23 protein-coding genes and 5 tRNA genes are annotated in these 19,252 nt (G+C 70.5%); 8 read left to right on the forward strand and 20 right to left on the reverse strand.

Annotated elements, in window-relative coordinates; genetic code table 11:
- Window positions 1-4: 4 nt before the first annotated feature.
- On the reverse strand, window positions 5-1,717 hold the full coding sequence (locus FB563_RS06260; RefSeq protein ID WP_055704327.1) for a DAK2 domain-containing protein: 1,713 nt from the start codon (window positions 1,715-1,717) through the stop codon (window positions 5-7).
- A gap of 260 nt (window positions 1,718-1,977) precedes the next feature.
- On the opposite strand from FB563_RS06260, the gene rpmB reads away from it, so the two are divergent.
- On the forward strand, window positions 1,978-2,163 hold the full coding sequence (gene rpmB, locus FB563_RS06265) for a 50S ribosomal protein L28 (RefSeq protein WP_009190838.1): 186 nt from the start codon (window positions 1,978-1,980) through the stop codon (window positions 2,161-2,163).
- A 114-nt stretch (window positions 2,164-2,277) separates the two neighbouring features.
- On the opposite strand, the gene thiD is transcribed toward rpmB, so the two are convergent.
- Window positions 2,278-3,063: a bifunctional hydroxymethylpyrimidine kinase/phosphomethylpyrimidine kinase gene (thiD, locus tag FB563_RS06270; protein WP_055703465.1), complete on the reverse strand. Its 786-nt coding sequence runs from the start codon at window positions 3,061-3,063 to the stop codon at window positions 2,278-2,280.
- The gene (locus FB563_RS06275; protein WP_055703464.1) at window positions 3,060-4,025 is read right to left on the reverse strand and encodes a thiamine-phosphate kinase; all 966 of its coding nucleotides are present in this window, start codon (window positions 4,023-4,025) and stop codon (window positions 3,060-3,062) included. The genes thiD and FB563_RS06275 overlap by 4 nt, the downstream gene beginning before the upstream one ends.
- A gap of 246 nt (window positions 4,026-4,271) precedes the next feature.
- Between FB563_RS06275 and FB563_RS06280 the strand changes: the two genes are divergently transcribed.
- Together FB563_RS06280 and FB563_RS06285 are read left to right on the forward strand one after the other, a co-directional pair.
- Window positions 4,272-4,505: an Lrp/AsnC family transcriptional regulator gene (locus FB563_RS06280; protein WP_003997603.1), complete on the forward strand. Its 234-nt coding sequence runs from the start codon at window positions 4,272-4,274 to the stop codon at window positions 4,503-4,505.
- Between the two features lie 20 nt (window positions 4,506-4,525).
- Entirely contained in the window at window positions 4,526-5,047 is a 522-nt protein-coding gene (locus FB563_RS06285; protein WP_055703463.1) for a DUF3515 domain-containing protein, read from the forward strand.
- A 12-nt stretch (window positions 5,048-5,059) separates the two neighbouring features.
- On the opposite strand, the gene FB563_RS06290 is transcribed toward FB563_RS06285, so the two are convergent.
- Genes FB563_RS06290 through FB563_RS06300 form a run of 3 tightly spaced genes read right to left on the reverse strand, consistent with a single transcriptional unit; the run spans window position 5,060 to window position 8,069 of the window.
- On the reverse strand, window positions 5,060-6,217 hold the full coding sequence (locus FB563_RS06290) for a D-alanine--D-alanine ligase family protein (RefSeq protein WP_055703462.1): 1,158 nt from the start codon (window positions 6,215-6,217) through the stop codon (window positions 5,060-5,062).
- 59 nt (window positions 6,218-6,276) lie between these two features.
- Window positions 6,277-7,287 (reverse strand): NAD(P)H-dependent glycerol-3-phosphate dehydrogenase, encoded by a 1,011-nt coding sequence (locus tag FB563_RS06295; protein WP_055703461.1) that lies wholly within the window; start codon window positions 7,285-7,287, stop codon window positions 6,277-6,279.
- Entirely contained in the window at window positions 7,284-8,069 is a 786-nt protein-coding gene (locus tag FB563_RS06300; RefSeq protein WP_055703460.1) for a lysophospholipid acyltransferase family protein, read from the reverse strand. Before FB563_RS06300 ends, FB563_RS06295 begins: the two co-directional genes overlap by 4 nt.
- Before the next feature lie 153 nt (window positions 8,070-8,222).
- Between FB563_RS06300 and cofC the strand changes: the two genes are divergently transcribed.
- Window positions 8,223-8,861, forward strand: coding sequence for a 2-phospho-L-lactate guanylyltransferase (gene cofC, locus FB563_RS06305; RefSeq protein ID WP_055703459.1), 639 nt, complete (start codon window positions 8,223-8,225; stop codon window positions 8,859-8,861).
- A gap of 44 nt (window positions 8,862-8,905) precedes the next feature.
- Window positions 8,906-9,109 carry a hypothetical protein gene (locus FB563_RS43930; protein WP_055703458.1) on the forward strand — a complete coding sequence of 68 codons (204 nt, stop codon included), beginning with the start codon at window positions 8,906-8,908 and terminating at the stop codon, window positions 9,107-9,109.
- Window positions 9,110-9,191: 82 nt separating this feature from the next.
- On the opposite strand, the gene FB563_RS06315 is transcribed toward FB563_RS43930, so the two are convergent.
- The 4 genes from FB563_RS06315 to leuC all read right to left on the reverse strand — a co-directional run bounded on the left by FB563_RS06315 (window position 9,192) and on the right by leuC (window position 12,494).
- Complete coding sequence (locus FB563_RS06315) at window positions 9,192-9,839, reverse strand: HU family DNA-binding protein (protein ID WP_055703457.1); 648 nt, start codon at window positions 9,837-9,839, stop codon at window positions 9,192-9,194.
- 136 nt (window positions 9,840-9,975) lie between these two features.
- Window positions 9,976-10,206, reverse strand: a complete 231-nt coding sequence (locus FB563_RS06320) for an SCO5555 family protein (RefSeq protein ID WP_055703456.1) — start codon at window positions 10,204-10,206, stop codon at window positions 9,976-9,978.
- A gap of 263 nt (window positions 10,207-10,469) precedes the next feature.
- Window positions 10,470-11,063 (reverse strand): 3-isopropylmalate dehydratase small subunit, encoded by a 594-nt coding sequence (gene leuD / locus FB563_RS06325; protein WP_055703455.1) that lies wholly within the window; start codon window positions 11,061-11,063, stop codon window positions 10,470-10,472.
- Window positions 11,064-11,069: 6 nt separating this feature from the next.
- The gene (gene leuC, locus FB563_RS06330; protein WP_055703454.1) at window positions 11,070-12,494 is read right to left on the reverse strand and encodes a 3-isopropylmalate dehydratase large subunit; all 1,425 of its coding nucleotides are present in this window, start codon (window positions 12,492-12,494) and stop codon (window positions 11,070-11,072) included.
- Window positions 12,495-12,703: 209 nt separating this feature from the next.
- Between leuC and ndgR the strand changes: the two genes are divergently transcribed.
- Entirely contained in the window at window positions 12,704-13,420 is a 717-nt protein-coding gene (ndgR, locus tag FB563_RS06335) for an IclR family transcriptional regulator NdgR (protein ID WP_009320373.1), read from the forward strand.
- Window positions 13,421-13,506: 86 nt separating this feature from the next.
- Here the strand turns inward: ndgR and FB563_RS06340 are convergent, their stop codons facing one another.
- Complete coding sequence (locus tag FB563_RS06340; protein ID WP_055703453.1) at window positions 13,507-14,016, reverse strand: DUF4188 domain-containing protein; 510 nt, start codon at window positions 14,014-14,016, stop codon at window positions 13,507-13,509.
- A gap of 85 nt (window positions 14,017-14,101) precedes the next feature.
- On the opposite strand from FB563_RS06340, the gene FB563_RS06345 reads away from it, so the two are divergent.
- Window positions 14,102-14,746, forward strand: a complete 645-nt coding sequence (locus FB563_RS06345) for a MerR family transcriptional regulator (protein WP_055703452.1) — start codon at window positions 14,102-14,104, stop codon at window positions 14,744-14,746.
- Between the two features lie 53 nt (window positions 14,747-14,799).
- Here the strand turns inward: FB563_RS06345 and FB563_RS06350 are convergent.
- The 6 genes from FB563_RS06350 to FB563_RS06375 all read right to left on the reverse strand — a co-directional run bounded on the left by FB563_RS06350 (window position 14,800) and on the right by FB563_RS06375 (window position 16,083).
- Window positions 14,800-14,872 (reverse strand) — tRNA-Glu (locus FB563_RS06350).
- A 28-nt stretch (window positions 14,873-14,900) separates the two neighbouring features.
- Window positions 14,901-14,972, reverse strand: a tRNA-Gln gene (locus tag FB563_RS06355).
- Window positions 14,973-14,993: 21 nt separating this feature from the next.
- A tRNA-Glu gene (locus FB563_RS06360) sits at window positions 14,994-15,066 on the reverse strand.
- A gap of 29 nt (window positions 15,067-15,095) precedes the next feature.
- Window positions 15,096-15,168, reverse strand: a tRNA-Glu gene (locus FB563_RS06365).
- A gap of 21 nt (window positions 15,169-15,189) precedes the next feature.
- A tRNA-Gln gene (locus tag FB563_RS06370) sits at window positions 15,190-15,261 on the reverse strand.
- Between the two features lie 90 nt (window positions 15,262-15,351).
- Entirely contained in the window at window positions 15,352-16,083 is a 732-nt protein-coding gene (locus tag FB563_RS06375) for an HAD family hydrolase (RefSeq protein ID WP_107100473.1), read from the reverse strand.
- Window positions 16,084-16,124: 41 nt separating this feature from the next.
- Between FB563_RS06375 and FB563_RS06380 the strand changes: the two genes are divergently transcribed.
- Window positions 16,125-16,409 carry a type II toxin-antitoxin system RelE family toxin gene (locus FB563_RS06380; RefSeq protein ID WP_055703451.1) on the forward strand — a complete coding sequence of 95 codons (285 nt, stop codon included), beginning with the start codon at window positions 16,125-16,127 and terminating at the stop codon, window positions 16,407-16,409.
- Between the two features lie 60 nt (window positions 16,410-16,469).
- On the opposite strand, the gene gltX is transcribed toward FB563_RS06380, so the two are convergent.
- From gltX to FB563_RS06395, 3 genes are all read right to left on the reverse strand, one after another.
- Complete coding sequence (gene gltX, locus FB563_RS06385) at window positions 16,470-17,954, reverse strand: glutamate--tRNA ligase (RefSeq protein WP_079048468.1); 1,485 nt, start codon at window positions 17,952-17,954, stop codon at window positions 16,470-16,472.
- Complete coding sequence (locus FB563_RS06390; RefSeq protein WP_055703449.1) at window positions 17,947-18,732, reverse strand: fumarylacetoacetate hydrolase family protein; 786 nt, start codon at window positions 18,730-18,732, stop codon at window positions 17,947-17,949. Before FB563_RS06390 ends, gltX begins: the two co-directional genes overlap by 8 nt.
- Window positions 18,733-18,914: 182 nt before the next feature.
- Window positions 18,915-19,106 carry a hypothetical protein gene (locus FB563_RS06395; protein ID WP_055703448.1) on the reverse strand — a complete coding sequence of 64 codons (192 nt, stop codon included), beginning with the start codon at window positions 19,104-19,106 and terminating at the stop codon, window positions 18,915-18,917.
- Window positions 19,107-19,252: the final 146 nt, after the last annotated feature.

Consider the following 19,252-nt stretch of genomic DNA (forward strand, 5'->3'; position numbering starts at 1 on the left):
GGGGTCACTCCACGCCGATGAGCAGCAGGGTCCCCTGCCGGCCGCCCCGGTACACGACCGTGTCCACGGCGAGGTAGGACTCCCGTACGCGGCCCTGAAGGTGCTCGGCGACGGCCTCGGGGGCCTCGTCGCCGACGACGAGGGTGACCAGCTCGCCGCCGGCCTGGAGCATGCGGTCCAGGACGGTCGCGGCGGTGGCGGTCACCTCCTCGCCGATCACCGCCACGTCGCCGTCGATCAGCCCGAGGACGTCACCGGCCTGGCAGATGCCGGCCGTCGTCCACGACTGGCGTTCGGCGACGACGACCTCGGCGTACCGGGTGGCGCCTGCCGCCGCCGTCATCTGGACGACGTCCTCGTCGAACCGGCGCCCCGGCTCGTGCACGGCGAGCGCGGCGATGCCCTGGACCGCCGACCGGGTCGGGATCAGGGCCACCCGGATGCCCTCGGTGCGGGCCTGCTCGGCGGCCGCAGCGGCCGTGTGGCGCAGCTCGGCGTCGTTGGGCAGCAGGACCACCTCGCGCGCGTGGGCCCGCCGTACGGCCTGCACCAGTTCCCCGCTGGCGGGCGGCTCCCCCGGGCGCGCGAGGACGGTCGTGGCGCCCGCTTCGGTGTACAGCCCGGCCAGGCCCTCGCCCGGTACGACGGCGACGACGGCCCGCTGGGCGCGCTCGCGCGGGGGCCGCTCGCCGCCGGTGTGCACGTCCCCGAGCCCGAAGTGGGTGATCCGGATCCGGTACGGCCGCCCGGCCTCCACGCCCGCCTCCACGGCGGCGCCCGCGTCGTCGACGTGCACATGGACGTTCCACAGCCCGTCGCCGCCGACCACGACCAGGGACTCGCCGAGCGCGTCGAGGCGCTCCCGCAGCCGGGCCACGGCCGCGTCGCCGGCCTCCAGGAGATAGATCACCTCGTAGGCGGGCCCACCGTCCTCGGCGCCCCCGGCGCACAGTCCGGCGTCCGTGGCGGCCACGCACGCGTGCCCCCCGGAAACCGCCTCGGGGCCCTGCTCGCCCTCCCCCGCCGCCGCACGGCTCTCCCGTGCTCCCGGAGCCTCCCGCACCGCCTCACCCGTGAACGCCTCCACCAGCGCCCCCAGCACCGCCACGAGCCCGCGGCCGCCCGCGTCGACCACCCCGGCCCGGCCGAGTACGGGCAGCTGTCCCGGAGTGGCCGCCAGGGCCGTCCGGGCGCCCTCGTAGGCGGCGCGCGCGACCGTGCCGCAGTCGCCCTCGGCCGCCTCGGCGGCCTCGGCGGCGGCCGAGGCGACGGTCAGCACGGTGCCCTCGACGGGGTGGGCCACGGCCTGCCGGGCGGAGTCGGCGGCCCGCCGCAGCGCCAGCCGCAGCGCCGCGCCGTCGCCGTGGGACGCCGCGCCGCCCTCCGCGAGCACCTGCGCCATGCCGCGCAGCAGCTGCGCCAGGATCGTCCCGGAGTTGCCGCGGGCCCCGATGAGCGCCCCGTGGGCCATCGCGTGCACGGTGTCCGCCAGGGAGGGCTCCCCGGCACCCGTCTCGTACCCGGCGAACACCGCCTCCACGGCCGTGGCCGCCGATTCCAGGGTGAGGTAGAGGTTCGTCCCGGTGTCGCCGTCGGCCACCGGATAGACGTTGATCGCGTCGATCTCCTCGCGCGCGCGTCCGAGCGCTCCGAGCGCCAGACCGCACCAGGTGCGCACCGCGAGAGCATCGAGCAACGTCTGCGGCACCTGCGCCACCTGCGCCTCCCTGACCTGCTGGCTGGACGTGGACGCAGCGTAGACCCCGAAGTGGTGTCCACCGGAAGAGGGCCGGGAGCGGTGCCCTGAGCTGCCATGGTAGTTTCGTTCTACGGGCGCAGCCGTTGTATGCTGCTCCGGTTGCCCGATCCGATCGGGCCGTTCCCCTGGCAACGCCACTCAAGATCTCAGGTCTTAGGATCTCGATCCCGGCATGCCGGGATTAACCGTAAGTGCATCTGAAGTCTTTGGAGTGACCCGTGGCTGCCAACTGCGACGTCTGCGGCAAGGGGCCGGGCTTCGGCAACAACATCTCGTTTTCGCACCGCCGTACGTCCCGCCGCTGGAACCCGAACATCCAGCGTGTGCGTACCGTGGTCGGCGGGACGCCGAAGCGCGTGAACGCTTGCACCTCGTGCATCAAGGCCGGCAAGGTCTCGCGCTGACGCTACAGCTGAGCGCGCGGCCACTGCCTGGTTCGCTGCACTGAGCCGGTCCACCGAAGGGTGGGCCGGCTTTTTGCCGTACCCGTGCGCGTGCGCCCGCACCCTCGCGCCGGGTCAGCCCCGGAACCGCCACCCGTGATCCACCGGCCCGATCCCCGCCCCCAGCGCGAATCCTCCGGCGATCGCGCCCGTGACGTACTCCTTGGCCTGCGTGACCGCCTCCGGCACGCTCAGGCCCTTCGCCAGCCCCGCGGCGATCGCGGAGGCCAGTGTGCAGCCCGTGCCGTGCGTGTGCCGGTTGTCGTGGCGCGGCGCCCGCAGCCAGTGTTCCGCCGAACCGTCGGTCAGCAGATCGAGCGCGTCCCCGGCAAGGTGCCCGCCCTTGATCAGCACCCACCGCGGCCCGTACGCCAGCACGGCCGCGGCCGCCCGCCGCAGATCGTCCTCCGACTCGACCCGCACCCCGGTGAGTTGCGCCACCTCGTCGAGGTTCGGGGTCGCCACGGTGGCCGCCGGGAGCAGCTTGGTCCGTACGGAGTCCAGCGCGGAGGCGGCCAGCAGCGGATCACCGTGCTTGGAGACGCCCACCGGGTCCACCACGGCCGGTGCGTCCGTGCCGGAGATCAACTCGGCGACCGCCTCGACCAGTTCCGCCGAGGCCAGCATGCCGGTCTTCACGGCCTGGACGCCGATGTCGTCCACGACGCTGCGGTACTGGGCCCGCACAGCCTGAACGGGCAGCTCCCAGGCGCCCTGGACGCCCAGCGAGTTCTGCGCGGTCACCGCCGTGATCACGCTCATCCCGTGCACGCCGAGCGCCAGCATCGTCTTCAGGTCGGCCTGGATGCCGGCGCCGCCCCCGGAGTCGGAGCCGGCCACCGTCAGTACGCGCGGGATCACGACTCGATGTCCCCGAAGTGGTCCCAGCCGCCCTTGCTGGTCCAGGGCGCCCCGTCGACGGTCACCTGGGGCAGCGCGGAGGGGTTGAGGACCTCGCCGATGACCTTCCAGCGGGCCGGCAGCTTGGTGTCCGGCGGGAAGGTCGCGACGATCGCGTGGTCCTCTCCCCCGGTCAGCACCCACTGCAGCGGGTCGACGCCGACGGCCTGCCCGATGTCGTTCATCTGGGTCGGGATGTCGATCGCGCCGGAGCGGATGTCGATGCGGACCTTGCTGGCCTCGGCGATGTGCCCGAGGTCGGCGATCAGCCCGTCGCTCACGTCGCACATTGCGGTCGCGCCGAGCGCGGCGGCGGCCGGGCCCGCGTGGTACGGCGGCTCCGGGCGGCGGTGGGCCTCCACGAAGGCGCGCGGGGAGCGGAAACCGCGGGAGAGGACGGCGTAACCGGCCGCGGACCAGCCCAGCCAGCCCGTGACGGCCACCAGGTCGCCGGGCTGGGCGCCGGCGCGCGTGACGGGCTCCTGGTTGCGCAGATCGCCGAGCGCGGTGATCGACACCATGATCGTGTCGCCGCGTACGACGTCACCGCCGACCACGGAGGCGCCCGCGACCTGGCACTCGTCGCGCAGGCCGTCCATCAGCTCGCTGGGCCAGGTCACCGGGAGTTCGGCCGGGACGACCAGGCCGAGCAGCAGGGCGGTCGGTACGGCGCCCATCGCGGCGATGTCGGCGAGGTTCTGCGCCGCCGCCTTGCGGCCGACGTCGTAGGCCGTGGACCAGTCGCGGCGGAAGTGCCGCCCCTCCAGCAGGATGTCGGTGCTCGCCACCACCCGCCGGTCGGGCGCGGCGACCACCGCGGCGTCGTCGCCGGGGCCGATCCGGACCGCCGGGGTGGTGGTGAGACGGGAGGTGAGCTCCCTGATGAGCCCGAACTCCCCGAGCTCACCAACAGTGCCCTTCATTGCCCTTGCTCCCCTTCTCTGCCATGCCGTGCCCAGTCGCGCGTCATCAGTGTCCCCGATACGGTCGAGGTGACTGTCGATACGGTCCGGATGACCGTCGCAGCGGTCTTGCGACCGTCAACTTCCGTCGTGCCTGCACCCTGGCGCGCAAGCCCGGTTCCCGCAGGTCTCCCCGCGGGGAGCGGCGACGCGATACCGTGGCGTTCCTTTTCCCCACATGATCCTCGTGGCCGCCCTGGAGGTTCCGTGGTACAGGCGTACATCCTGATCCAGACGGAGGTCGGCAAGGCGTCGACCGTCGCCGAGACGATCAGCAAGATCCCTGGAGTGATCCAGGCCGAGGACGTGACGGGACCGTACGACGTCATCGTGCGCGCTCAGGCCGACACGGTCGACGACCTCGGTCGCATGGTGGTCGCCAAGGTCCAGCAAGTGGACGGCATCACCCGCACCCTGACCTGTCCGGTCGTGCATCTGTAGCCCCCGTCTACCCTTGGCCGGTGAACATCTTCCGTCACCGGCCCCTCGGCCTGCTCGCGCCCGCGCTGCTGATGGCGGTCGCGGGCTGCTCCTCGGCAGACGACAGCGCCACCGTGGCGGTTCCCAGCCCCGACGCGAAGACGGCGCCGGTGTGCCGGGAACTGCACCGGGCGCTGCCGCGCAAGCTCGACGGACGAAGCCGCAACGACCCCGAGCCCCGGTCCGCCTACACGGCGGGCTGGGGAAACCCGGCGATCATACTGCGCTGCGGTGTCGTACGGCCGCCGAAGATGATCGACCCGAAGGTGGCCGAGGGCGGTGACCCCGACGCCATCGCGGGCGGGGTGAACGGCGTCGACTGGCTGATGGAGAAGCAGGGCGATGGCACCTGGCGCTTCACCACCGCGGGTCGCGTGGCCTATGTGCAGATCGGCCTGCCCAAGGGGATGTCCGCGCAGGAGGAGGGCACGGCGGTCCTCACGGACCTCGCCCCGGCCGTGAAGAAGGCGATCCCCAAGGGGATCGCCTCCATGCGCGGGTGACCGGCCGGCCGCTCAGCGAAGCCCGGTCGAGCGGCGCAGCGCCGCCTGCACCAGGCGGTCGATCAGCTCCGGGTAGCTGACGCCGCTGGCCTGCCACATCTGCGGGTACATCGAGATCGGGGTGAAGCCGGGCAGGGTGTTGATCTCGTTGATCACGAACTCGCCGTCCTCGGTGAGGAAGAAGTCCGCGCGGACCAGGCCCTCGCAGGAGACCGCCTCGAACGCCTCGACCGCGAGCCGCCGCACCTCGGCGGTCTGCTCCTCGGTGAGCGGCGCCGGGACGATGCCGGGCGTGGAGTCGATGTACTTGGCCTCGAAGTCGTAGTACGCGTGCGCGTCCGGCGGCGGGATCTCGGCCGGCACGGAGGCGCGCGGGCCGTCCTCGAACTCCAGGACGCCGCACTCGATCTCACGGCCGCGTACGGCGGCCTCGATCAGGATCTTCGGGTCGTGGGCCTGCGCGGTGGCGATCGCCTCGTCCAGGCCGGAGAGGTCGTCGACCTTGGTGATGCCGATGGAGGAACCCGCGCGCGCGGGCTTCACGAACAGCGGCCAGCCGTGCTCGCCGGCGAAGTCGACGATCTTCTTGCGGGCGGCGGACTCGTCCTGCTCCCACTCGCGGGGCCGGATCACCACGTACGGGCCGACCTTGAGCCCGTAGGAGGTGAAGATCCGCTTCATGTACTCCTTGTCCTGGCCGACGGCCGAGGCGAGCACGCCGGCGCCCACGTACGGCACCCCGGACAGCTCCAGGAGGCCCTGCAGGGTGCCGTCCTCGCCGTACGGGCCGTGCAGCACGGGGAAGACCACGTCGACCTCGCCGAGCGCCTTGGGCACCGAGCCGGGCTCGCTGTAGACGACCTCGCGGCTCGCGGGGTCGACGGGGAGCACCACGCCGCCCTCGTGCGACTCCGCCAGCTCCTCGACGGCGGGCAGACGGCGGTCGGCGATGGCCATCCGCTCCGGCTCGTCGGCCGTCAGCGCCCAGCGGCCGTCCCGGGTGATGCCGATCGGCAGGACGTCGTACTTGGTCCGGTCGATGGCCTTGAGGACGGCGCCCGCGGTGACCACGGAGATCCCGTGTTCGGAGCTGCGCCCGCCGAACACGACGGCCACGCGCGGCTTGCGGGGCGGCTGCTCAGGGCTCTGGGGGAGGTTCTCGGTGCTCATATCGCGTTGAGAGTACCCGTTGGTAGAGCCCGGATACAGCGTCGACTCAGGGGGTTCGCTCAGCGTCGTTCCGGCTTCGCGCTGCGCGACATCAGCTCCTTGACGGCGACCACCGGGGACTTGCCCTCGTGGACGATGGCGACGACCGTCTCGGTGATGGGCATGTCGACTCCGTGCCGGCGGGCCAGATCCAGCACGGACTCACAGGACTTGACGCCCTCGGCGGTCTGTTTGGTGACCGCGATGGTCTCCTGCAGGGTCATGCCCTTGCCGAGGTTGGTGCCGAAGGTGTGGTTGCGGGACAGCGGCGAGGAGCAGGTCGCCACCAGGTCGCCGAGCCCGGCGAGTCCGGAGAAGGTCAGCGGGTCGGCGCCGAGCACCACACCCAGCCGCGCGGTCTCGGCCAGACCCCGGGTGATGAGGGAGCCCTTGGCGTTGTCGCCGAGCCCCATGCCGTCCGCGATGCCGACGGCGAGCCCGATGACGTTCTTCACGGCGCCGCCCAGCTCGCAGCCCACCACGTCGGTTTCCGTGTACGGCCGGAAGTACGGCGTGTGGCAGGCGGCCTGGAGGCGCTGGGCGACGGTCGCGTCGGCGCAGGCGACGACGGCGGCGGCCGGCATGCGGGCGGCGATCTCACGGGCCAGGTTGGGCCCGGTGACCACGGCGATGCGGTCGGCGCCGACCTTGGCGACGTCGTCGATGACCTCGCTCATCCGCATGGCCGAGCCGAGTTCGACGCCCTTCATCAGGGAGACGAGCACGGTGTGCGGGGCGAGCAGCGGGGTCCACTCGGCGAGGTTGGCGCGCAGGGTCTGGGAGGGGACGGCGAGGACGGTGAAGTCCGCGTCGCGCAGCGCCTGGGCCGGGTCCGAGGTCGCTCTCAGGTTCTCCGGCAGCTCGACACCGGGCAGGTAGTCGGGGTTGGTCCGGGTGGAGTTGACCGCCTCGGCCAGCTCGGGACGGCGCGCCCACAGGGTCACTTCGCAGCCCGCGTCGGCGAGGACCATACCGAAGGCGGTGCCCCACGAGCCGGTGCCCATGACCGCCGCCTTGACCGCCTTGCTCACTTGCCCTGCCCCTCCGGTTCCTTGCTGTGCGTCTGGGCGCTCTGCGTCTGGGCCTGGGTGCGGCGCCGCTGTTCGATCCGCTCGCGGCGCGGGTCGTAGGGCGTCTCGGGCGCCTTCTCGCCGCGGATCTCCTCCAGCCCGCGGGTGATGGCCGCCATGATGACCTCGGTGGCCTCCTTGAGCAGGTCCGGGGTCATCTCCTTGTCGTAGAAGCGCGAGAGGTCCACCGGCGGGCCCGCGAGCACGTGATGCGTCTTGCGCGGGAAGAGGTTCGGCTTCTTGGCGTACGGCGGCAGCAGTTCGTTGGCGCCCCACTGGGCGATCGGGATGACCGGGCACTTGGTCTGCAGGGCGACGCGGGCGGCACCGGTCTTGCCGGTCATGGGCCAGCCGTTCGGGTCGCGGGTGAGGGTGCCCTCGGGGTAGAAGGCGACGCACTCGCCGCGCTCCACGGCGTCGATCGCGGCCCGGAAGGCGCTGAGCGCGTCCGTGGACTCGCGGTAGACGGGGATCTGCCCGGTGCCGCGCATGGCGGCGCCGACGAATCCCTTCTTGAAAAGCCCGCTCTTCGCCAGGAATCGCGGAACCCGTCCGGTGTTGTACTGATAGTGCGCGTACGCGAAGGGGTCCACGTGGGAATTGTGGTTCACCACGGTGATAAATCCGCCCTCGGCCGGAATGTGCTCCATTCCACGCCAGTCCCGCTTGATCAGAACCACCAGCGGCGGTTTGCAGATCACCGCGGCGAAGCGGTACCAGAAGCCGATTCTGCGGCGGGGCACAAGGACACCTTCCTCTAGGGGCTGCCACCCCGGCGGGGGCCGCACGATTGTCGCCCCGTGCCGCCGGTCTGTCGAGAACACCGTACGCCCCGCCACCGACGGCGCCAGATGGCGCGGGGACAATGATCGTGACAAGAGAGGGACGGTACGCCGGTGCAGTGGACCTTGGTCATCCCCCTGAAGCCCCTGTCGCGGGCCAAGAGCAGGCTCTCGGACACTGCCGGCGACGGGGTGCGCCCGGGGCTGGCGCTCGCGTTCGCGCAGGACACGGTGGCCGCGGCGCTGTCCTGTACGGCCGTGGCGGATGTGGCGGTCGTCACGGACGACGAGCGGGCGGCGCGCGAGCTGGCCGCACTGGGCGCGCGGATCGTCCCGGACACGCCGGCGGGCGGCCTGAACGCCGCTGTGGCGCACGGGGCGGCCGTCGTAAGGGAAATGCGCCCGCGTACCCCGCTCGCGGCCCTGAACGCCGATCTCCCGGCGCTGCGTCCCGCGGAACTCGCCATGGTCCTGGGCGCGGCCGCGGAGTTCTCCCGGGCCTTTCTGCCGGATGCGGCACAGCTCGGCACGACTTTGCTGGCCGCGGGGCCGGACGGGGAATTGCAGCCGGAGTTCGGTGTGCATTCCCGTTGCCGTCATCGGGCGTCCGGGGCCGAAGAACTCCAGCTTGCGGGCGTGGATTCGGTACGGCAGGACGTGGACACCGGCGACGATCTGCGCGCGGCGCTGGCCCTGGGGGTCGGACCGTACACGGCGGCCGTTTCGGCGGGTTTGCTGATTCCGGGGTCCTGAAGGGGCGCGGGCCGCGTCTCCGGAGCGACCACTACGCTGATGCCATGCAAGCCACCGCGTACACCTACGACCCCGACACCCGAAGTGGGCAGGTACTGCTCGACGACGGCACCCCCGTGCCCTTCGACGCGTCGGCGTTCGACAGGGGCGGCCTGCGACTGCTCCGCCCCGGGCAGCGGGTGCGGATCGAGACCGAGGGGACCGGCGACGCCCTGCGGATCACGCTCGTAACCCTTCAGACCCTGTAACCGCCCTTACACACGCCGCGGGCCGGGCTCCCGAGGGGAGTCCGGCCCGGCGCGTGAGTGCCCCGGCAGCGCCCTGGCGTCCTTACGACGTCGCCTTGCGGGCGGTGGCCTTCTTGGCGGTGGTCTTGCGGGCCGTCGACTTCTTGGCCGGGGCCTTCTTCGCGGTGACCTTCTTCGCCGGGGCCTTCTTGGCCGTCGCCTTCTTGGCGGTGGTCTTCTTCGCCGCGGTGGTCTTGGCGGTCGCCGTGGTCTTCTTGGCGGGCGCCTTCTTCGCCGTGGTCTTCTTCGCGGCGGCCGCCTTCTTCGTCGGCGCCGCCTTCTTGGCCGTGGTCTTCTTCGCGGCCGCCTTGGTGGTCTTCTTCGCGGCGGCCTTCTTGACCGTCGCCGCGGCGCCGCCGGTCAGGCTGCCCTTCGGCGCCTTCTTGACCGAGACCTCGCCGCCGCGCGGCAGCTTCTTCGAGCCGCTCACCAGGTCCTTGAAGCCCTGACCGGCACGGAAGCGCGGCACGGAGGTCTTCTTGACCCGAACCCGCTCGCCGGTCTGAGGGTTGCGGGCGTAACGGGCGGGGCGGTCCACCTTCTCGAAGGACCCGAAGCCGGTGACCGAGACCCGCTCGCCCGCGACGACCGCGCGGACAATGGCGTCCAGGACATGATCGACAGCGTCGGCGGCCTGCTGGCGGCCACCCACCTTGTCGGCAATCGCTTCTACGAGCTGCGCCTTGTTCACGTCTTCCCCTTCGGAGACATCGCCAGAACGAAAGTGTTCAAGCTTTTTCGCACGTTAGGCAGATATATACCGCAAATCAAACACGAAACGGGCTTATCACCCTTGTGCCGCAACAGACTCGGTGGTCCCGGGCTGTTCAGTCGTCCTCGTCAGGGATCCGACCCTCGTCGAGGTCCGCGTTGAACCGCTCGAGCCGCCTTGCCGCAGCGGCGAGATCGTGCTTGGCCGCGGCCGTAATGACCAGCAGCTTCCGGGTCAGCGCCATCCGTACGCCCTCCGGGACTTGCAGTGCGCGCACCCTTGCGTGCGCTTCCTTCAGTTGGCCCGCGACCGCCGTATAGAGCTGGAGTTGGCCGTCGTGTTCCATGCACAGATTGTGCCATCTGGGGCGAGTTGTCGCCTGCGCAGGGGGTAACTGCCGCCTCAAATGGCCTTCCAGGCACTTGCGGAGGGTGCGGTTCCAGCACTCACGTACCCAGGCAACGCCCTTCGTAACGTGGCGAGTTGAGCGTGAAGCAAGAAGCTCACGGGGCCGTTCGGGTGCAGACATGCCCGTACCCCCGATCGTGGCGATCGGGGGTACGGGCGGGGTGTTGGGTGGCCGAAACGCGACCCGCTGCGGGGTGCGGATCAGGCCTGGAGCGTCCTCGGCTTGTACGACGGCCGCTTGGCCTCGTACGCGGCGATGTCGGCCTCGTTCTGCAGCGTGATGGAGATGTCGTCCAGGCCGTTCAGCAGCCGCCAGCGGGAGTTCTCGTCCAGCTCGAAGGAGGCGGTGATGCCCTCGGCGCGAACCTCACGAGCCTCAAGGTCCACAGTGACCTCAGCAGTGGGGTCCTGTTCCGTCAGTTCCCACAGGGCGTCCACGATCTTCTGCTCCAGGACCACCGTGAGCAGGCCGTTCTTCAGCGAGTTGCCCCGGAAGATGTCCGCGAAGCGGGAGGAGATCACGGCCTTGAAGCCGTAGTTCTGCAGCGCCCAGACGGCGTGCTCGCGGGAGGAGCCGGTGCCGAAGTCGGGGCCGGCGACCAGAACGGTCGCACCCTGCCGCTCGGGGCGGTTGAGGACGAACTCGGGGTCCTTGCGCCAGGCCTCGAACAGCCCGTCCTCGAAGCCGTCGCGCGTGACCTTCTTGAGCCAGTGAGCAGGGATGATCTGGTCGGTGTCGACGTTGCTGCGGCGCAGCGGGACGGCCCGGCCGGTGTGGGTGGTGAAGGCTTCCATGATTTCTCAGACTCCAGCGGGCACGGGGGCGTCGGACAGGTCGGCGGGCGAGGCCAGGTGGCCCAGGACGGCGGTCGCGGCCGCGACCTGCGGCGACACCAGGTGCGTCCGGCCGCCCTTGCCCTGCCGGCCCTCGAAGTTGCGGTTGGAGGTGGAGGCGGAGCGCTCGCCCGGGGCCAGCTGGTCGGGGTTCATGCCGAGGCACATCGAGCAGCCCGCGTGCCGCCATTCGGCGCCGGCCTCCTTGAAGACCACGTCCAGGCCCTCGGAGACGGCCTGCAGACCCACCCGCGCGGAGCCCGGGACGACCAGCATCCGTACGCCGTCGGCGACTTTGCGGCCCTTGAGGAGCTCGGCGGCGGCGCGCAGGTCCTCGATGCGGCCGTTGGTGCAGGAGCCTACGAAGACGGTGTCCACCTTGATGGAGCGCAGCGGCTGGCCGGCCTCCAACCCCATGTACTCCAGGGCCTTTTCGGCGGCGAGGCGCTCCGAAGCGTCTTCGTACGAAGCCGGGTCGGGGACGGACGCCGAAAGCGGCGCGCCCTGGCCGGGGTTGGTACCCCAGGTGACGAACGGCGACAGCTCGTCGGCGTTGATCACGACCTCGGCGTCGAACTCGGCGTCGTCGTCGGTGCGCAGCGTCTTCCAGTACTCGACCGCCGCGTCCCAGTCGGCGCCCTCGGGGGCGTGCGGGCGGCCCTTGAGGTAGGCGAAGGTGGTCTCGTCGGGGGCGATCATGCCCGCGCGGGCGCCGGCCTCGATCGACATGTTGCAGATGGTCATCCGGGCCTCCATCGAGAGCTTCTCGATGGCGGAGCCGCGGTACTCCAGGACGTAGCCCTGGCCGCCACCCGTACCGATCTTCGCGATGATCGCCAGGATCAGGTCCTTGGCGGTGACGCCCTCGGGCAGCTCGCCCTCCACGGTGATCGCCATGGTCTTGGGGCGGGCCAGCGGCAGCGTCTGGGTGGCCAGCACGTGCTCGACCTGGGAGGTGCCGATGCCGAACGCCAGCGCGCCGAACGCGCCGTGCGTGGAGGTGTGGGAGTCACCGCAGACCACGGTCGTACCGGGCTGGGTCAGGCCCAGCTGGGGGCCGACGACGTGCACGACGCCCTGCTCGACGTCGCCCAGCGGGTGCAGCCGCACCCCGAACTCGGCGCAGTTCTTGCGCAGCGTCTCCAGCTGGGCGCGGGAGACCGGGTCGGCGATGGGCTTGTCGATGTCGAGGGTCGGGGTGTTGTGGTCCTCGGTGGCGATGGTGAGGTCGAGGCGGCGCACCTGGCGGCCGTTCTGGCGCAGCCCGTCGAAGGCCTGCGGGCTGGTCACCTCGTGCAGCAGGTGCAGATCGATGAAGAGGAGGTCGGGCTCGCCCTCGGCGCGCCGGACGACATGGTCGTCCCAGACCTTCTCCGCGAGTGTCCTACCCATCGCTTTCCCTCCGGCCGGCAAACGTCCACCGGCCCAACTAGAGATCTTGAGGAAGCGGCGACTGCCCTGCTGAGGGGCCCCATGAAGTCGTGATTCCGGGCGTCCACCGCCGGGCCCGTTGGTCTGCGGGCCGCTGTGTGGTTCCAGAGTGGCGCGTTCCACGGAAAATTGAACTTGCGTTTCACAGAGTGAGACGCAAGTATCGTTGCATGGACAACAGTAGCGGCGTCGGCGTTCTGGACAAGGCGGCCCTCGTCCTGAGCGCTCTGGAGTCCGGTCCGGCCACCCTCGCGGGTCTGGTCGGCGCGACCGGACTGGCTCGACCCACGGCCCACCGCCTGGCCGTGGCCCTGGAACACCACCGCATGGTGGCACGCGACATGCAGGGCCGGTTCATCCTCGGCCCGCGGCTCGCGGAACTGGCGGCGGCGGCCGGCGAGGACCGCCTGCTCGCGACGGCGGGCCCCGTGCTCACCCACCTCCGCGATGTCACCGGCGAGAGCGCACAGCTCTACCGCCGCCAGGGTGACATGCGGATCTGTGTGGCCGCGGCGGAGCGCCTGTCCGGCCTGCGGGACACGGTCCCGGTCGGCTCCACGCTCACGATGAAGGCCGGCTCCTCGGCGCAGATCCTGATGGCCTGGGAGGAGCCCGAGCGTCTGCACCGCGGCCTGCAGGGCGCCCGCTTCACGGCGACGGCCCTGTCGGGCGTACGGCGGCGCGGCTGGGCGCAGTCCATCGGCGAGCGCGAGCCGGGCGTGGCGTCCGTCTCGGCGCCGGTGCGCGGCCCCTCCAACCGGGTGGTGGCCGCCGTCTCGGTGTCCGGGCCGATCGAGCGTCTGACCCGCCATCCGGGCCGTATGCACGCCCAGGCGGTCATCGACGCCGCCGCCCGCCTCTCCGAGGCCCTGCGCCGCTCGGGCTGAGGCCCGCTTCCGGGATGTCCGGGACGCCGAGGAGGGCCTGCCCCAACGCCGCGGCAGGCCCTCCTCGCTCCCCCGGTCCCCCCGGTTCAGCCGGCCTTCTCGGCCACCGGCTGCTGCTCGGACCGGTGGGCGAACCGGTCCTTCGCGTACCGCCCCCGCCTCTCCAGCGGGATCTGCCCGTGCGCGGCGGCCAGCCCGAACGCCGGCATGTCCCCGTAGATCGCCTCGTACGACCCCTCCGGCACGACGTACGTCTCGTGCCAGATGCCCACCTGTCCGCGCTGCCTCCCGGTCCGCTCCTTGCGGTTGAGCGTCGCCCAGGCCTTGTGGTGGAAGGCGTCGGGCGCGGTCGCGTAGCGGTACAGCTTCTCCTTGGACTCCCAGTACTGCACGATGTAGTACGTCCGCGGCGACGCCGTCAGCATGACCCGGCCGAGCAGGCCCCGTGCGGGGTCCTTCTCGAGCTCCCGCAGCATGCGGAACATCGCGAGCATCACCGGCAGCCACAGATGGACGGTCCAGAAGCGGTTGATGCGCATGCCGATCAGCAGGACGACGACCTCGCCCTTCGCGTCGGCGGTCGTACGGGACACCATGACCAACTTCCCCCTCATTAGAGAGCGGCGCTATCCAATTACAGGATGATTGGATAGTGGCACTTGCCAAGGAAAGGCGCAAGAGATGCGGCTGGCGGAGCTGAGCGAGCGCAGCGGTGTGTCCACCGCGACGATCAAGTACTACCTGCGCGAGGGGCTGTTGCCGCCGGGCCGCCAGATCAACGCCACGACGGCCGAGTACGACGAGGAGCATCTGCGCCGGCTGCGGCTGGTGCGGGCGATGATCCAGGTGGGCCGGGTGCCGGTGGCGAAGGTGCGCGAGGTGCTCGGGCACGTGGACGACGACTCCCTGCCCCGCACGATCCGCCTGGGCGCGGCGCTGTGGGCGCTGCCGCAGGTGCCGGAGCCGGACGAGGACGACGAGTACGTCCAAGCCGCCCACCAGGAGATCGACACGCTCCTGGACCGGCTCGGCTGGCACAACGCCAAGCAGCTCACGACCATCTCCCCCGCGTACCGCTCGCTGGTGGTGGCGGTGGCCGCGTTCCGCCGGCTCGGCTACGGCTTCGGGTCCGAACTGCTCGCGCCCTACGCCGAGTTGATGCACCGGACAGCCGTCCTCGACCTGGACAACATGGAGACGTACCCGTCGCAGGCGGAGCGGGTCGAGTTCGCGATCCTGGGGGCGATCCTCAACGAGCCAGTGCTGCAGGCACTGCACCGGCTGGCCCAGGAGGAGGAGACGGCGCGGCGGTACGGCTTCGACTAGCCGGTGCCGGGTACGACGAAGGCCCTCCGCCTAAGCGAAGGGCCTTCCTTCTGTACCCCCGACCGGATTCGAACCGGCGCTACCGCCTTGAGAGGGCGGCGTGCTAGGCCGCTACACAACGGGGGCGTGGACGCTGCGTTTCCGCAGGTCCGAGCTGGTCTACCTGGACTCGAACCAAGACTAACTGAACCAGAATCAGTCGTGCTGCCAATTACACCATAGACCAATGATGGTTTAGACCAGTCAGTACCCCCGACCGGATTCGAACCGGCGCTACCGCCTTGAGAGGGCGGCGTGCTAGGCCGCTACACAACGGGGGCCCTAGCGATCCCGACGAGATCAGGATCAGTACCCCCGACCGGATTCGAACCGGCGCTACTGCCTTGAGAGGGCAGCGTGCTAGGCCGCTACACAACGGGGGCTTTGCAGATAAGCTCTGCGAGCTGGCCTACCTGGACTCGAACCAAGACTAACTGAACCAGAATCAGTCGTGCTGCCAATTACACCATAGGCCACTGGAACTCAAGCCCCTGCGGGGTTCTCGTTCTAGTTTGCTCCTCGGGGCTCCGGCCTTCCGGCCCGCTCCCCTCGGCGCAGGAAGAACATTACCCGAAGGTGGACGGGGCTCCAAAACGGGTATCCGCGCGGACGAGCGCCGGGAGTTCGGCGAGGGTCGAGATCCGGCGGCAGACGGCCTCCCCGGCGGCCTGCGCGGAGCCCGTCCCGCGATCGATCCACACGGACAGCAGACCGGCCTCGGCGGCGCCCCGCCCGTCGATCTCCGGATGGTCGCCGACGTAGGCCACCTCGTGCGGAGGCAGCCGCAGCGCCTCGCAGACGGCCAGGAAGGCGCCGGCCTCCGGCTTGGAGACGCCCAGCTCGGCGGCGCACAGCACGACCTCGAAGCGGTCCAGGAGCCCGAGGGTGCGCAGCTTGTGCTCCTGGACCGTGAGGCTGGAGTTGGACAGCACCGCGTGCCGGTGGCTGGCGGAGAGGGCCTCCAGGGCGGGCAGGACGTCCGGGAAGAGGCTCCAGGCGGCCTCGTAGTGCCCTATGTACCGCTGGAACCAGGCGTCGCACTCGGCATCGGTCAGTTCCGTGTCGAGGAACACACGCACGCGGTCGCGCCGCTGGTCCTGGAACGAGCACTCCCCCGCCGCGTACCGCGCCCACTGCCGGTCGGTGATCTCCCGCCACTGCAGGAGGGCCTGCTCTGGGCTGTCGTACCCGGCGAGCAGCCCTTCCACCGCCAGATGCGCCCGCATGCCCTCACGGTCGGCGGTCGTGTAGTCGAACAGCGTGTCGTCCACGTCCCAGACCACGGCTCTGATCGTCATGGCACCGACGGTACCGCCGAACGGCTGGCAGACTGGTCGGGATGAGCGAGTACCGCGTCCAGTTCACCGTCGAGGCCCGTGCGACGTTCGACGCCCTGCCCGCGGAGCGCAGGACCCGGCTGGACCGTGCGCTGCGCATCCTGGCCCGCGATCCCTTCCGGAAGAACTCGACCGCGCCGCTCGGTCCGGACGAGCACCTGCGCAGGGCGTACGTGGGCCCCGGCCTGAAGGTGGAGTACGTGGTGGCCGGCCCGATCATGGTCGTCGTCGTGCTGGAGATCTTCGACGAGAGCGCCTACCTGATCGACGAAGCCGACGCGCAGTGACCAACGCAACAGGGGCGGCACCCGGTACTCACCGGGTGCCGCCCCTGACGCATGTGCCGGCTAGGCGCTCAGCTTCGCCAGCGCCGCGTCGATCCTGGCCAGCGCCTTCTCCTTGCCCAGGACCTCCAGGGACTCGAAGAGCGGCAGGCCGACGGTGCGGCCGGTGACGGCGACGCGGACCGGGGCCTGGGCCTTGCCGAGCTTGAGGCCGTGGGCCTCACCGGCGGCCAGGACGGCCTCCTTCAGGGCCTCGGGGGAGGTCCAGTCGGCCGACTCCAGCTTCTCGCGGGCGGTGCGCAGGAGGGCGTCGCTGCCCTCCTTCATCGCCTTCGTCCACGAAGCCTCGTCGTGGACCGGCTCGGCGAGGAAGAGGAAGTCCACGTTGTCGGTGATCTCCGACAGGACCTTGAGGCGGGTCTGGGCGTGCGGCGCGATCGCCTGCCACTTGGCCTCGTCGAAGTCCTCCGGCGCCCAGGGGGCGAACGGGGCCTTCAGCCACGGGCGGCAGCGCTCGGTGAACTCCTTCACATCCAGCATGCGGATGTGGTCGCCGTTGATCGCCTCGCACTTCTTCAGGTCGAAGCGGGCCGGGTTGGGATTCACGTCGGAGATGTCGAAGGCGGCGACCATCTCCTCGATCCCGAAGACGTCCTGGTCCGCGGAGAGCGACCAGCCCAGCAGGGACAGGTAGTTGAGCAGGCCCTCGGGCAGGAAGCCCTGCTCGCGGTAGAGGTTCAGGGACGACTGCGGGTCGCGCTTGGAGAGCTTCTTGTTGCCCTCGCCCATCACGTACGGCAGGTGGCCGAAGGCCGGGACCTGCTTCGCGATGCCCAGCTCGATCAGCGCCTTGTACAGCGCGATCTGGCGCGGGGTGGAGGAGAGCAGGTCCTCGCCGCGCAGGACGTGGGTGATCTCCATCAGGGCGTCGTCGACCGGGTTGACCAGCGTGTACAGCGGGGCGCCGTTCGCGCGGACGATGCCGTAGTCCGGCACGTTCTCCGGGGTGAAGGTCAGCTCGCCGCGCACCAGGTCGGTGAAGGTGATCGTCTCGTCGGGCATCCGGAAGCGGACGATGGGCGTACGGCCCTGCGCCTGGTACTCCTCGACCTGCTCGGCGCTCAGGTCGCGGCAGTGGCCGTCGTAACCGGAGGGCTTGCCGGCGGCGCGCGCGGCCTCGCGGCGGGTGTCCAGCTCCTCCTGGGAGCAGTAGCAGTGGTAGGCGTGGCCGGCGTCCAGCAGCTTCCGGGCGACGTCGGCGTAGATGTCCATGCGCTGCGACTGACGGTACGGCGCGTGCGGCCCGCCGACCTCGGGGCCCTCGTCCCAGTCGAAGCCGAGCCAGCGCATCGCGTCGAGCAGCTGGTTGTACGACTCCTCCGAGTCGCGGGCGGCGTCGGTGTCCTCGATACGGAAGACCAGGGTGCCCTGGTGGTGCCGGGCGAACGCCCAGTTGAACAGGGCGGTGCGGACCAGGCCCACGTGGGGGTTACCGGTGGGCGAGGGACAGAAACGGACGCGTACGGGTGAGCCGGGTGCGCTAGCCACGCTTGACAACCTTGTTGGTGAGAGTGCCGATGCCTTCGATGGAGACGGCGACCTCGTCGCCGACGTTCAGGGGGCCGACCCCCGCGGGGGTGCCGGTGAGGATGACGTCGCCGGGCAGCAGGGTCATGGCCTCGGAGATGTTGACGACCAGGTCCTCGATGGGATGGATCATCTCGCTCGTGCGGCCCAGCTGGCGCTGCTCGCCGTTGACCGTGAGCTGGATGGTGAGGTCGTTCGCCCGGTCGAGGTCGATATCGGTCTCCACCCAGGGGCCGAGCGGGCAGGAGGTGTCGAAGCCCTTGGCCCGGGCCCACTGCTTCTCGCGGCGCTGCACATCGCGGGCGGTGACGTCGTTGGCGCAGGTGTAGCCGAGGATGACGTCCTTGACGCGCTCACGCGGGACCTCGCGGCACATGCGGCCGATGACGACGGCCAGCTCGGCCTCGTGGTGCAGTTCCTCTGAGAAGGAGGGGTACTGGATGTCGTCGCCGGGGCCGATCACCGAGGTGGACGGCTTGAAGAAGGCGAAGGGGGCGTCCGGCACCTCGTTGCCCAGCTCGCGCGCGTGCTCGCTGTAGTTGCGGCCGAAGGCCACGACCTTGTTGGGGAGGACCGGCGGGAGCAGCCTGACCTTGCTCAGCGGCACCTTCGTACCGGAGAGCTCGTAGTCCGAGAACGGGATGCCCTTGATGATGTCGAGGACGAGTTCGTCCTGCTTGTCGCCCTCGACCGCGCCGAAGGCTACGTTCCCGTCGATGGAGAACCTGGCGATGCGCACGGGATCCTTGCGCCCCTTACTGAGAACCGGCGTACTGACGCCCCAGGTTAACCGGTCGGACCGCGCATTTCCGCCGGGAAAGGGCCGTCATACGGGTGGGGCCGCCGGTGTGCGCCGGCAGCCCCGTATTCAGCACAAGGGGCGGCCCCTGGAGCTCGTCGGGGGCCGAGGTGGCCCGTCGGCTACTCTGCCGAGGCCGTCGCGCCGACCGGGACGTCCACCAGCACCGTGCGGCGGGGGTTGGCCGTCTGGGCGGGGAGTTCGAGGGAGTGCTCCGGCAGCTCCGGCGTCTCCAGTTCGCCGGCGTCCTTCAGATGCGCCAGGGTGGTGCGTCGCGGGTTGGCGATCTTGTGGAACATCATCGTCGTCTTCACGGTTGTACGAGTCCTGGTTCTGTGTCGGCGGGCTTACAGAAGCATCCCTCTTGTAAAGCGTCAGGCTAAACATCCAATTCCCTGCCGATGGCGCCAACTGCCCACGAGGTGCGTGTGAGTTTGCTCACGACCTCGCGGACAATTCG

The sequence above is a fragment of the Streptomyces puniciscabiei genome, assembly GCF_006715785.1.
GTDB classification, from domain to species: Bacteria; Actinomycetota; Actinomycetes; order Streptomycetales; family Streptomycetaceae; genus Streptomyces; species Streptomyces puniciscabiei.